General features: G+C 70.1%; 10 protein-coding genes. 4 read left to right on the top strand and 6 right to left on the bottom strand.

Annotation, left to right across the window (positions count from 1 at the left end):
• Positions 1–173 precede the first annotated feature (173 nt).
• The 5 genes from AC0666_RS05355 to dusB all read right to left on the bottom strand — a co-directional run bounded on the left by AC0666_RS05355 (position 174) and on the right by dusB (position 6986).
• Positions 174–581 carry a VOC family protein gene (locus AC0666_RS05355; RefSeq protein WP_361713779.1) on the bottom strand — a complete coding sequence of 136 codons (408 nt, stop codon included), beginning with the start codon at positions 579–581 and terminating at the stop codon, positions 174–176.
• Between the two features lie 132 nt (positions 582–713).
• Entirely contained in the window at positions 714–1175 is a 462-nt protein-coding gene (locus tag AC0666_RS05350) for a group III truncated hemoglobin (RefSeq protein WP_468967805.1), read from the bottom strand.
• 135 nt (positions 1176–1310) lie between these two features.
• Positions 1311–2363 (bottom strand): ArsR/SmtB family transcription factor, encoded by a 1053-nt coding sequence (locus tag AC0666_RS05345; protein ID WP_361713775.1) that lies wholly within the window; start codon positions 2361–2363, stop codon positions 1311–1313.
• A gap of 395 nt (positions 2364–2758) precedes the next feature.
• Positions 2759–5467, bottom strand: coding sequence for a pyruvate, phosphate dikinase (gene ppdK, locus AC0666_RS05340; protein WP_468583070.1), 2709 nt, complete (start codon positions 5465–5467; stop codon positions 2759–2761).
• A 376-nt stretch (positions 5468–5843) separates the two neighbouring features.
• A complete protein-coding gene (dusB, locus tag AC0666_RS05335; RefSeq protein ID WP_468967810.1) occupies positions 5844–6986 on the bottom strand; it encodes a tRNA dihydrouridine synthase DusB in 1143 nt (380 codons plus the stop codon).
• A gap of 64 nt (positions 6987–7050) precedes the next feature.
• Here dusB and AC0666_RS05330 point away from each other — a divergent pair, with 64 nt between their 5' ends.
• The 4 genes from AC0666_RS05330 (at position 7051) to AC0666_RS05315 (ending at position 11106) form a co-directional block, all read left to right on the top strand.
• On the top strand, positions 7051–8493 hold the full coding sequence (locus AC0666_RS05330) for an MFS transporter (RefSeq protein WP_478707124.1): 1443 nt from the start codon (positions 7051–7053) through the stop codon (positions 8491–8493).
• Positions 8494–8593: 100 nt separating this feature from the next.
• Entirely contained in the window at positions 8594–9643 is a 1050-nt protein-coding gene (locus tag AC0666_RS05325; protein ID WP_468967814.1) for an aldo/keto reductase, read from the top strand.
• Positions 9644–9664: 21 nt separating this feature from the next.
• Positions 9665–10258, top strand: coding sequence for a TetR/AcrR family transcriptional regulator (locus tag AC0666_RS05320; protein WP_468967817.1), 594 nt, complete (start codon positions 9665–9667; stop codon positions 10256–10258).
• A 134-nt stretch (positions 10259–10392) separates the two neighbouring features.
• Entirely contained in the window at positions 10393–11106 is a 714-nt protein-coding gene (locus tag AC0666_RS05315; protein ID WP_478707123.1) for a VC0807 family protein, read from the top strand.
• A 79-nt stretch (positions 11107–11185) separates the two neighbouring features.
• On the opposite strand, the gene AC0666_RS05310 is transcribed toward AC0666_RS05315, so the two are convergent.
• Positions 11186–12568, bottom strand: a complete 1383-nt coding sequence (locus AC0666_RS05310) for a glycine--tRNA ligase (protein ID WP_468583063.1) — start codon at positions 12566–12568, stop codon at positions 11186–11188.
• Positions 12569–12643 lie beyond the last annotated feature (75 nt).

Raw genomic sequence — 12643 nt, 5'->3', positions numbered from 1 at the left:
GTGGCCGGGAAGGTTTGCCGGGTCGCGTTGTCCGGTGCGGTGCATCGCAAGGCGGAGGCCCGCGGCTCGTACTGGACGTACTTGCGCGGTCCGACAACGCAGCGAGGTGCCGTGCCGGGCGGCGTGCGCGACCCGGTGGACCTTTCCGGTCGCAGCACCAGCGGGCGTGGGCATCAGCCCTGGACGGCGGCCGGGTCCATCCAGAAGACCTCCCAGGTGTGCCCGTCGAGGTCCTCGAAGGCCCGGCCGTACATGAAGCCGTGGTCCTGGGCGGGGCGCGGCTCGGTACCGCCGGCGTCGAGGGCCGCGCCGACGAGCTCGTCGACCGCGGCACGGCTGTCGGCGCTCAGGGCGATCAGCACCTCGGTGGTGGTGGAGGTGTCGGCGATGGCCTTGTGGGTGAAGTCCTTGAAGCGGGACTCCGTCAGCAGCATCGCGTAGATCGTGTCGCTGATGACGAGGGAGGCGCCGTTCTCGTCGGTGAACTGGGGGTTGAACGCGTAGCCGAGCTTGGTCCAGAAGCCCTTGCTGGCCTCCAGGTCCTTGACCGGCAGGTTGACGAAGATCATCGTGGAGGACATCGCGTTCTCTCTTCTCTCTCGGATCGCCCGTGTTTCCCGGTGCTGTCGAGAGGTAGACCGCGGCAGGCCGGGGAACTCATCGGTCCCGGGGAAGTTTTTTCGCCGCTTCCCGTCCGGGGGCGAACCCGCAGGTCAGGCCACCGTGCGGAGTTCCAGGGCGGCCAGCGGGATGAAGCCCCGGCCGTCCCCGCCCTGCATCGACGCGTCCCGGCCGGCCAGTCGGGCGTGCAGGGCGAGCGCGATCCGTTCGCCGTGCGCCTTGGCCTGCTCCGCCCGCGGGCCCTGGTGCAGGCCGTCGATCGTGGCCCGCCACAGCTGCACCCAGCGCCCGAAGTCCTCGGCGGTCATCTCCCGGGCCGTGTTCAGGGCGGCGTGCGGGGCGAAGGCGTTGCCCGTGTAGTCGGCGCTGCGGAACAGGGCCCGCTCCCAGAAGTCGGCGATCCGGGGCAGGTGCGCCTCCAGGTCGGTGCCGGCGATCTCGGTGAAGAACGGGCCGATCCTGCGGTCGGCGAAGGCGGCCGCGTAGAAGCGGCGCAGCAGCGCCAGGAGGTCGGCGCGGCCCGCGAGGTCGTGGTCGGGGGCAGACTGGTTCATCAGTCCACCATTCTCGCGCATGCGGGGGCGTTCCAGGGCCGAAAGTCCCCCGACTACGTCACCACGCCCGGGCGCGCCCCGGACCGCGGGCCCCGGACCACGGGCGCGGTCCGGGGCCTTGCGGGACCAGGCGGGTTACGAGGCCACCGCGCCTCCCTTGAGCAGGGCCGCGCCGAGCGGGGTGACCGTGTGCAGGACGGCGTTGCCGCGGCGCAGGGTGGTCACCAGCCCCGCCTCGCGCATCACGCAGGCGTGCTGGCTCGCGGAGGCCAGGGAGACTCCGGCCCGGCGAGCGAGCTCGCTGGTGGTGGCGCCGTCGCCGATGGCGCGCAGCACCACGGAGCGGGTGTGCCCGACGAGCTTGCCGAGGGTGCGCTGGCGCTGCTCCTCCAGGGGCCGAATCGATTCGCCACCGGCCGGCGCGGAGGCCAGCTGCGCCGCTGCCGGATAGACCAGCACGGGGGGCAGCTCGGGGTCGTGCAGCGTCACCGCGGTGCGCCGGCAGAAGAACGACGGCTGGAGCAGCAGCCCGCGCCCGCGCAGCCGCACATCCCGGTCCACGGGGTAGTCGCACTCCAGGACCGGGGCGCGCCAGCGCAGCATCGGTGGCAGCGAGGCCAGCAGCTCGTCGGCGCCCCCGTCGAGCAGGGCCCGGCCGCGCGCGGCCCGCTCGGCCTCGATCTGGGCCTGGATGTGGGTCCAGTACGGGGCCACGGCCGCCCGGTGGTAACCGCGCAGCTCTCCCAGCAGCCGGGGCACGTGCTTGGTGCCGCCGTCCATGAACTCCCGCAGGCGCCGCGGGACGGGTGCGTCGACGCGTCCGCTCGGGCCCGAGGGCATGCCGAAGGCGTCGCCCAGGCCCGTCCCCGCACCGAGCAGCGCGAGCTCGCGCCGGATCCGCTCGGGGCGGATGGCGCGCAGGGCGTCGAGGCCCACGTCCCACCCGTACTGCCCCTCCACAGGGGTCAGGAAATCGGGGAAATAGCCGCGACTCGGTATGAGTGCGCCGAGCAAACGTGTTTCACCATTCAACCTGCTGCGGGCTTCTGTGCGCCATTCACCGAAGAACCGGGGGTCACGCCGGTCTCTTAAGCGGTGAAAACTCAGAATCGTTTCCCACAACGCATCGGGACGCCCTGCCATCCGTACGCGTGCCAGGTCCACTCCAGTGAAATGGATACGCAGCACCGAACCCCCACCTGTGCAACCGCAATCCCCCCGCCCCATGAGTATGCATGCCGTCACACGACGTCACCACGCCCTTTCAGCCACAGTTGAAACCCCTTTCGGCAGGGGCGTGACAACCGAAATCCTGTACTCCGCCAGGCACACTCCAGTGCGACCGAAACGCTCCGTGAAGGCCGTGGGGGGCTTTGCGGGGCCTGGCGGTCGGTCGCACCGGGAAGCGCCGACGTGCCTGGCGGATTGACAGCAGGCGGTGGACGGGTGGGGATCCGTCCACCGCCTGCTGGCGTAAGCACTTTGTTGAAGAGGAAAAAAAATTGGACGCGCCTGCCCACGGGGGTCAGGGAACCCGAAGGCAGGCGCGGTCACGGGGGCGGCCCGGCGGGGGCCGCGGGGGATCAGCGGCTGTCGCTGCCCTTCGCCTCGGCGGCGGCACGGCCGGCCTCCAGGCGCGCCACCGGGATCCGGAACGGCGAGCAGGAGACGTAGTCGAGGCCTACCTCGTGGAAGAAGTGGACCGACTCCGGGTCACCGCCGTGCTCGCCGCATACGCCGAGCTTGAGGTCGGGGCGGGTGGCCCGGCCGGCCTGGACCGCGCTGCGGACCAGGGAGCCGACGCCGTCCTTGTCGATGGTCTCGAACGGCGAGACACCGAAGATGCCCTTCTCCAGGTACGCGGTGAAGAAGCTGGCCTCGACGTCGTCGCGGGAGAAGCCCCACACCGTCTGGGTCAGGTCGTTCGTGCCGAAGGAGAAGAACTGCGCGGCCTCGGCGATCTGCCCGGCCGTCAGCGCGGCGCGCGGCAGCTCGATCATGGTGCCGATGGTCAGCTTGAGGCTGGTGCCGGTCGCGGCCTCGACCTCGGCGATGACCGCGTCGGCCTCCTCGCGGACGATCTCCAGCTCCTGGACGGTGCCCACGAGCGGGATCATGATCTCGGCGCGGGGGTCGCCCTTGGCGTTCTTGCGCTCGGCCGCGGCCTCGGCGATCGCCCGGACCTGCATGGCGAACAAGCCGGGGATGACCAGGCCGAGGCGGACACCGCGCAGACCCAGCATCGGGTTCTGCTCGTGCAGCTTGTGCACGGCCTGGAGCAGGCGCAGGTCGTTCTCGTTGGCGTCCTTGCGGGACTCGGCGAGGGCGACGCGGACCGACAGCTCGGTGATGTCGGGCAGGAACTCGTGCAGCGGCGGGTCGAGGAGCCGGACGGTGACGGGCAGGCCGTCCATCGCCTCGAAGAGCTCGACGAAGTCCTTCTTCTGCAGCGGGAGGAGGGCACTGAGTGCCTCTTCGCGCTCGTTGTCCGTGTCGGCGAGGATCAGGCGCTCGACCATCTCGCGGCGCTCACCGAGGAACATGTGCTCGGTGCGGCACAGGCCGATGCCCTGGGCGCCGAAGCGGCGGGCACGCGAGGCGTCCTCGGCGTTGTCGGCGTTGGCCCGCACGCGCAGCCGGCGGACGCGGTCCGCGTAGGCCATGATCCGGTGGACGGCGGCGACCAGCTCGTCGGCGTCGTCGGCGCCGGCGTGCATCCGGCCCTCGAAGTACTCGACGACCGGCGACGGTACGACGGGTACCTCGCCGAGGTAGACCTTGCCGGTGGAGCCGTCGATGGAGACGACGTCGCCCTCCTCGATCACCGTGCCGCCGACCGTCATCCGGCGGCGCTTGGTGTCGACCTCCAGGTCCTCGGCGCCGCAGACACAGGTCTTGCCCATGCCGCGCGCCACGACCGCCGCGTGGGAGGTCTTGCCGCCGCGCGAGGTCAGGATGCCCTCGGCGGCGATCATGCCGTCCAGGTCGTCCGGGTTGGTCTCGCGGCGGATCAGGATGACCTTCTCGCCGGAGCGGGACCACTTGACGGCCGTGTAGGAGTCGAAGACGGCCTTGCCGACCGCCGCGCCCGGGGAGGCGGCGATGCCGCGGCCGAGCAGCTCGGTCTGGGCGTTCTCGTCGAAGCGCGGGAACATCAGCTGCGCCAGCTGGTGGCCGGTGACGCGCTGGAGGGCCTCGGCCTCGTCGATCAGGCCCTGGTCGACGAGCTGGGTGGCGATGCGGAAGGCGGCGCCGGCGGTGCGCTTGCCGACGCGGGTCTGCAGCATCCACAGCTGGCCGCGCTCGATGGTGAACTCGATGTCGCAGAGATCCTTGTAGTGGGTCTCCAGCGTCTCCATGATCGTCATGAGCTGGTCGTACGAGGCCTTGTCGATGGCCTCCAGGTCCGCGAGCGGAACGGTGTTGCGGATGCCCGCGACGACGTCCTCGCCCTGGGCGTTCTGGAGGTAGTCGCCGTACACGCCCTGGTGGCCGCTGGCGGGGTCGCGGGTGAAGGCGACGCCGGTACCTGAGTCGGGGCCGAGGTTGCCGAAGACCATGGAGCAGATGTTGACCGCGGTGCCCAGGTCGCCCGGGATGCGCTCCTGGCGGCGGTAGAGCTTGGCGCGGTCGGTGTTCCAGGAGTTGAAGACCGCCTCGACGGCGAGGTCCATCTGCTCGCGGGCGTCCTGCGGGAACTCGCGGCCGGCCTCCTTCGCGACGATCTTCTTGAAGACCTTGACCAGCTTCTTGAGGTCGGCGGCGTCGAGGTCGGTGTCGACGGTGACCTTCTTGGCGGCCTTGGCCTCGTCGAGGGCGTCCTCGAAGAGCTCGCCCTCGACGCCGAGGACGGTCTTGCCGAACATCTGGATCAGGCGGCGGTACGAGTCCCACGCGAAGCGCTCGTCACCGGCCTGGGAGGCGAGGCCGGTGACGGACTCGTCGGAGAGGCCGATGTTGAGGACCGTGTCCATCATGCCCGGCATCGAGAACTTGGCGCCGGAGCGGACGGAGACCAGCAGCGGGTCGTCCGACTGGCCGAGCTTCTTGCCCATCTTGGCCTCAAGGGCGGCAAGGTGGGCGCTGACCTCGTCGCGCAGCGCGGCCGGGGCCTCACCGCTCTCCAGGTAGACCTTGCAGGCCTCGGTGGTGATGGTGAAGCCGGGAGGGACCGGCAGACCCAGGTTGGTCATCTCGGCGAGGTTGGCCCCCTTGCCGCCGAGAAGGTCCTTGAGGTCGCGGTTTCCCTCGGTGAAGTCGTAGACGAACTTCTGATCTTTGTTTTCCGACACGGGTCTCGACTCCTCGAGGACTCGGTGGCTGCCCTGACGGCCAGGAACATACCCAGATCGAAGGCTTCTGGGTACGTCCACTTGGTCGTCATACGGCTGTAACCACTCGTGCGCCAGCAGATCGAAAGTGACCGATGGGTAGCTGAAACCTACGAAGAGCGTTCACGTCCCGAAGGGTGAGGGGGCTCCTGAGGCTTGCTTACGCTCGGATGAGCGATCATCGATACATTTGCGTTCAAGTAGTGAACAAACAAAGGGTGGCACCCAGTGCCACCCTTTGGAAGTCTTACCCGTGATTTTCGCGCTCATGTGAGCGCAACCCCACCCATGCGTGGCGTATGTCACGCCGCCGACGGCATAATTTGTCAGCTGTTTCTCAGCCTCCGGACGTGTCCAGTTCCGCGTCTTCACTCACCCCGGCACAGTCGTAGGGATCCTTCAGCCAGCCATCCGGGAGGACAACCCGGTTGTTTCCGGACGTCCGGCCGCGCGGGCCGTCCGCGCTGTCGGGCCACGGCTGGTCCAGGTCGAGCTCGCTCAGATGAGCGTTCAGCTCGGCCAGGGACGAGGTGACCGCGAGCTTCTTGCGCATCTCCGAACCCACCGAGAAGCCCTTGAGGTACCAGGCCACGTGCTTACGGAAGTCGATCACCCCGCGCGCCTCGTCGCCGATCCACTCGCCCAGGAGCTCGGCGTGCCGGTGCATGGTGGCGGCGACCTCGCGCAGCGTGGGCTTGTGGAAGTCCTGGGGGCGCCCCTCGAAGGCCGCCACCAGGTCGTTGAACAGCCACGGGCGGCCGAGGCAGCCGCGGCCCACGACCACGCCGTCGCAGCCGGTCTCGCGAACCATCCGCAGCGCGTCCTCGGCGCACCAGATGTCCCCGTTGCCGAGGACGGGGATCTCGGGGACGTGCTCCTTGAGCCGCGCGATGGCGTCCCAGTCGGCGGTGCCGCCGTAGTGCTGGGCGGTCGTACGGCCGTGCAGGGCGATGGCGGTGACCCCCTCCTCGACGGCGATCCGGCCCGCGTCCAGGTAGGTGAGGTGGTCGTCGTTGATGCCCTTGCGCATCTTCATGGTCACCGGCAGGTCGCCGGCGCCCGCCACGGCCTCGCGCAGGATGGCCCGCAGCAGGTTCCGCTTGTAGGGGAGCGCCGAGCCGCCGCCCTTGCGGGTCACCTTGGGGACCGGGCAGCCGAAGTTGAGGTCGATGTGGTCGGCGCGGTCCTCCTCGACGATCATGCGGACCGCCTTGCCCACCGTCGCCGGGTCGACTCCGTACAGCTGGATCGAGCGGGGCTTCTCGGTCTCGTCGAAGTGGATCAGCTGCATGGTCTTCTCGTTGCGCTCGACCAGGGCGCGGGTCGTGATCATCTCGCTCACGAACAGTCCCTTGCCGCCGCTGAACTCGCGGCAGAGGGTGCGGAAGGGGGCGTTGGTGATGCCGGCCATGGGCGCGAGCACCACGGGGGGCTGCACGGTGTGCGGGCCGATCGCGAGCGGCGGAGGGAGCGTGGTCATCCCCCCATTGTCGCGCAGCCTCGGCCCATCCCCCATTTCTTTAGTTAGCCGTACTATCGGAAGCATGGCCGAGTTGAGTGCCCGACGCAGGAAGCTGGTCCTCGCGATCTGCTGCATGAGCCTGCTCCTCGTCAGTCTGGACACCACCGTCCTGAACGTCGCACTGCCCTCGATGCGCCGGGAGCTGGGCGCCTCGGTCGCCGGGATGCAGTGGACCATCGACGCGTACACGCTGGTCCTGGCCTCGCTGCTGATGCCGGCGGGCTCCACCGCGGACCGGATCGGCCGGCGCAGGGTGTTCACGGTGGGGCTGGTCCTGTTCACGGCGGGCTCGCTGCTGTGCTCGCTGGCACCCGGCCTGCACTGGCTCATCGCGTTCCGGATGGTCCAGGCCGTCGGCGGCTCGATGCTCAACCCGGTGGCCATGTCGATCATCACCAACACCTTCACGGACCCGCGCGAGCGCGCCCGCGCCATCGGCGCCTGGGGCGGCGTGGTCGGCATCTCCATGGCCGCGGGACCGCTGATCGGCGGCCTGCTGGTCGAGTCGGTCGGCTGGCGGTCCGTCTTCTGGGTCAACCTTCCGGTCGGGCTCCTCGCCCTGGCACTGACCCTGCGCTTCGTCCCCGAGTCGAGGGCGGCGCACCCGCGCCGACCGGATCCGGTGGGGCAGCTGCTGGTCATGGCGCTGCTCGGGTCAGTGACGTACGGGATCATCGAGGCCCCGAGCGCAGGATGGCGCTCCCCGGTGATCCTGGCCTGCGCGGCCCTGGCCGTCACCTCGCTGGTGGCACTGCTGATCTACGAGCTGCGCCGGGCCGAGCCGTTGATCGATCCGCGGTTCTTCCGGAGCGCACCCTTCAGCGGGGCGACGCTGATCGCGGTCGGCGCCTTCGCCGCGCTGGCCGGCTTCCTCTTCCTGAACACCCTCTACCTCCAGGACGTGCGGGGGCTCGACGCCCTGCACGCCGGGCTCTACATGCTGCCGATGGCGGCGCTGACCTTCGTCTTCGCGCCGCTGTCGGGGCGGCTGGTCGGCAGTCGGGGGCCGCGGCTGCCGCTGCTGATCGCCGGGGCGGCGATGGCGGCGAGCGGGCTGCTGTTCGCCGCTTTCTCCGCCGAGAGCTCGACGCCGCTGCTGTTCACCGGTTACGTGCTCTTCGGGCTGGGCTTCGGCATGGTGAACGCGCCCATCACCAACACGGCCGTCTCGGGGATGCCGCGGGCCCAGGCGGGCGTCGCGGCCGCCATCGCCTCCACCAGCCGGCAGACCGGCGGCACCCTGGGCGTGGCCGTGATCGGCTCGGTGCTGGCGGCCGGGACCGCGGGCGGCGCCGACTTCGCCGCGGCGGCCGGGCCCGCCTGGTGGATCGTCACGGCCTGCGGGGTGCTCGTGCTGCTCGTGGGCGCCGTGACGAGCGGCCGCTGGGCGAGCGAGACCGCCCGGCGCACCGCCCGCGCGCTGGAGGGGGCGCCGGTGGGCCCGCGGGCCGGCCACCGCCGCTGAGACTCCCGTCTGTCCGCCCTCCGGTCCGCCCTTCGGAGCTGCGCTGCACTATCGAGTGACAGATATTGAAATCTGTCATCGGTCATGCCATTCTCGTTCCATGACCACGAACGTGAATGTGAACGTCCAACCGACCACCACCGCCCACCCGGCCCGTACCCTCGGATCCACCGGCCCCTCCGTCTTCCCGCTGGGGCTGGGCTGCATGGGCATGTCCGCGCTGTACGGGGAGGCCGACCGGGCCGAATCCATCGCCACCCTCCACGCGGCCCTGGACGCGGGGGTCACCCTGCTCGACACGGGCGACTTCTACGGCATGGGGCACAACGAGCTCCTCATCGCCGAGGCCCTGCGCACCGCACCCGCCGCCGCCCGCGAGCAGGCCCTGACCAGCGTGAAGTTCGGCGCGCTGCGGACGGTCGAGGGCGGCTTCGCCGGCTATGACGGGCGGCCGGAGGCCGTCCGGAACTTCCTGGCCTACTCGCTCCAGCGGCTCGGCCGCGACCACATCGACATCTACCGGATCGCCCGGGTCGACCCGGCCGTTCCGATCGAGGAGACCGTCGGGGCCATCGCCGAGGCCGTGCAGGCCGGGCACGTACGGCACATCGGCCTCTCCGAGGTCGGCGCCGACACCTTGCGCCGGGCCGCCGCGGTGGCGCCGATCGCGGATCTGCAGATCGAGTACTCCCTCGTCTCCCGCGGCATCGAGGAGGAGATCCTGCCGACCGCCCGCGAGCTCGGCATAGGCATCACGGCGTACGGGGTGCTGTCCCGCGGACTGATCAGCGGCCACTTCGGGCGGGACCGGGAGCTGGCCCCGGGCGACTTCCGCGGCATGAGCCCCCGCTTCCAGGGCGAGAACCTCCAGCGGAACCTGGACCTGGTCGACGCCCTGCGCAAGGTGGCGGAGGAGAAGGGGATATCCGTCGCGCAGACGGCCATCGCCTGGGTGCTCGCGCAGGGCCAGGACATCGTGCCGCTGGTGGGGGCCCGGCGCCGGGACCGGCTCGCCGAGGCACTCGGTGCCATGGAGGTGGAGCTCAGCCCGGGCGACCTGGCGGCCGTCGAGGCGGCGGTCCCGGCGGGAGCCGCGGCCGGCGAGCGCTATCCGGCGGCGCAGATGGCCCACCTCGACAGCGAGCACTGAGCGGGCGGTACGGTCATACCCATGCCCCCCGCTGCCGCCGAGCCCCTGACTCCCGAGCGCATCCTCGAAACCACGGAGGACGTGCTGCGCCGCTACGGCCCGACCAAGGCGACCGTGGTGGATGTGGCGCGGGCCCTGGGCGTCAGCCACGGCAGCGTGTACCGGCACTTCCCGTCGAAGTCGGCGCTGCGCGAGGCCGTCACGGACCGGTGGCTCGCCAAGAGCGTCGACCGCCTGGAGGAGATCGCCTCGGCCCCCGCCGAGCCCGCCCCCTCCAAGCTGGAAGCGTGGCTGGAAGCCCTCTTCGAGGCCAAGCGCCACAAGGCGGGCGACGACCCGGAGCTGTTCGCGACGTACACGGTGCTGCTCGCCGAGAACAGCGGGGTGGTGGACCAGCACCTGAGCGCGCTGATCGACCAGTTGGCCCGGATCATCGGAGAGGGTGTCGAGGCGGGCTCGCTCGCCGCTCCCGATGTGCGGGCCGCCGCCCGCGCGGTGTTCGACGCCACCGGCCGCTTCCACGATCCTCAGTACGCGGCGGACTGGCAATCCCCCACGATCGTCGCGGAGTTCGAGGCGGTCGCCGGCCTGGTGATCCGGGGTCTGCGCGCCTGATCCGGCCACCCTGGGCCGGAGTGTGAGATTCCGGGCAACTTGGTGATCATTTGGGGCGGGGGGTCCTGTTGCGCGACCGCACACCTGCCCTACGTTCCCCCCGACTGCACTCACCAGGCACCTCAGGGGGAAGCATGTCCACTGCCCAGGAACTCCCCGGCACCCGGCCGGCGCCGCCGGCACGGTCCGGGGGCGCTGCCGCGCTTGGCTGGATCCTGACCATCGGTCTCAACGTGGTCGCGCCGATTATCACGTACAACCAGCTCCACGACCACGGCTGGAGCGAGTTCGCTGCGCTGCTGGCCAGCAGCGCCTGGCCGGTGCTCGACAGCGCGATCAGTCTCGCCTGGCGCCGCAAGCTCGACGAGTTCGCCATCGTCACCCTGGTGTTCCTGGTGATCACGGCTGTCGTCTCGCTCGTCGGCGCGCACTCGGCCCGGGCCCTACTGATCAAGGACTCCGGCGTGACGGGCCTGTTCGGACTGCTCTGCCTGGTCACCCTGCTCGCACCGCGGCCGCTGATGTTCTACTTCGGCCGCAAGTTCGCCACCGACGGCACGCCCGAGAGCACGGCGTGGTGGAACGGCCTGTGGCAGTTCGAGGGCTTCCGCCGCACGATGATCGTGATGACCACCGTGTGGGGCGTGGGCTACCTCGCGGAGGCCGCGGTGCGGGTCGTCCTGGCCTACCTGCTGCCCACCGACACCATGGTGGCGGTCAGTCCGATCATGATCTACGGGGTGCTCGGCGCCCTGGCCCTGTGGACCACGTACTACGGCAAGCGCTCCAAGGCGGAGGGCGAGCGCCGCGCCGCCGAGGCGGCCGCCGCCCAGGCCACGGCGGCCTGAGCCGAGCCCAGGACGACGGTGGCCCGGTACGCAGGACGCGTACCGGGCCACCGGCCGTTTCGGCGGGCTCCAGCGGGGACTAGCAGCCGAGCAGGCGGCTGCCGAGGTAGCTCTGGATCTGGTCCAGGGAGACGCGCTCCTGCTTCATGGTGTCGCGCTCGCGCACGGTCACCGCGTTGTCGTCGAGGGTGTCGAAGTCGACGGTCACGCAGAACGGCGTACCGATCTCGTCCTGGCGGCGGTAGCGGCGGCCGATGGCGCCCGCGTCGTCGAACTCGATGTTCCAGTTCTTGCGCAGGTCGGCGGCGAGGCCCTTGGCCTTCGGCGACAGCTGCGCGTTGCGGGACAGCGGCAGGACGGCGACCTTGATCGGGGCCAGGCGCGGGTCGAGGCGCATCACGGTGCGCTTCTCCATGACGCCCTTGGCGTTCGGGGCCTCGTCCTCGTTGTACGCGTCGAGCATGAAGGCGAGCATGGCGCGGTTGACACCGGCCGCCGGCTCGATGACGTACGGGGTGTAGCGCTCGCCGGCCTCCTGGTCGAAGAAGGTGAGGTCCTGGCCGGAGGCGGCGGAGTGGGCCTTGAGGTCGAAGTCGGTGCGGTTGGCCACGCCCTCAAGCTCGGAGAACTCGTTGCCGCCGAAGTTGAAGCGGTACTCGATGTCGGCGGTGCGCTTCGAGTAGTGGGACAGCTTCTCCTTCGGGTGCTCGTACCAGCGGATGTTCTCCTCGCGGATGCCGAGGTCGCGGTACCAGTTCCACCGCTCCTGCATCCAGTACTCCTGCCACTGCTCGTCCTCGCCCGGCTTGACGAAGAACTCCATCTCCATCTGCTCGAACTCGCGCGTGCGGAAGATGAAGTTGCCGGGGGTGATCTCGTTGCGGAAGGACTTGCCCATCTGCGCGATGCCGAAGGGGGGCTTCTTGCGCGAGGTGGTCTGGACCTGGGCGAAGTTGGTGAAGATGCCCTGGGCGGTCTCGGGGCGCAGGTACGCCTTGGAGCCGGTGTCCTGGGTCGGGCCGAGGTGGGTCTCCAGCATGCCGGAGAACTGCTTGGGCTCGGTGAACTGGCCCTTCACGCCGCAGTTGGGGCAGTTGATGTCGGCGAGACCGTTGGCGGGGACGCGGCCGTGCTTGGCCTCGTACGCCTCCTCCAGGTGGTCCGCGCGGTGACGCTTGTGGCAGGAGGTGCACTCGGTCAGCGGGTCGGAGAAGGTCGCGACGTGGCCGGAGGCCACCCAGACCTCGGGGGCCAGGATCACGGAGGAGTCGATGCCGACGATGTCCTCGCGGCCGGTGACCATGGCCTTCCACCACTGGCGCTTGATGTTCTCCTTGAGCTCGACACCGAGCGGGCCGTAGTCCCAGGCAGCCCTGGAGCCGCCGTAGATCTCACTGCACGGGAAAACGAAGCCACGGCGCTTGCTCAGGCTGACGATGGTTTCGATCTTGTCGGCGGCCACGGTGCTCTCTTCATTACGAGGACGAACGGCGAAGTCTTAAGGTTACCGGCGCCCGCACCCCCCCTTTCAAATCGG

This window comes from Streptomyces sp. NPDC043680 (assembly GCF_056436685.1).
The sequence above is the reverse complement of the archived record's forward strand: the minus strand, read 5'-3'. Positions and strand labels throughout refer to the sequence as shown.

Bases quoted from the DNA above. Each gene is read 5' to 3' on its own strand.
- AC0666_RS05355 (WP_361713779.1), bottom strand. From the start codon at position 581: ATGTCCTCCACGATGATCTTCGTCAACCTGCCGGTCAAGGACCTGGAG.
- AC0666_RS05350 (WP_468967805.1), bottom strand. From the start codon at position 1,175: ATGAACCAGTCTGCCCCCGACCACGACCTCGCGGGCCGCGCCGACCTC.
- dusB (WP_468967810.1), bottom strand. From the start codon at position 6,986: ATGACCACGCTCCCTCCGCCGCTCGCGATCGGCCCGCACACCGTGCAG.
- AC0666_RS05330 (WP_478707124.1), top strand. From the start codon at position 7,051: ATGGCCGAGTTGAGTGCCCGACGCAGGAAGCTGGTCCTCGCGATCTGC.
- AC0666_RS05325 (WP_468967814.1), top strand. From the start codon at position 8,594: ATGACCACGAACGTGAATGTGAACGTCCAACCGACCACCACCGCCCAC.
- AC0666_RS05320 (WP_468967817.1), top strand. From the start codon at position 9,665: ATGCCCCCCGCTGCCGCCGAGCCCCTGACTCCCGAGCGCATCCTCGAA.
- AC0666_RS05315 (WP_478707123.1), top strand. From the start codon at position 10,393: ATGTCCACTGCCCAGGAACTCCCCGGCACCCGGCCGGCGCCGCCGGCA.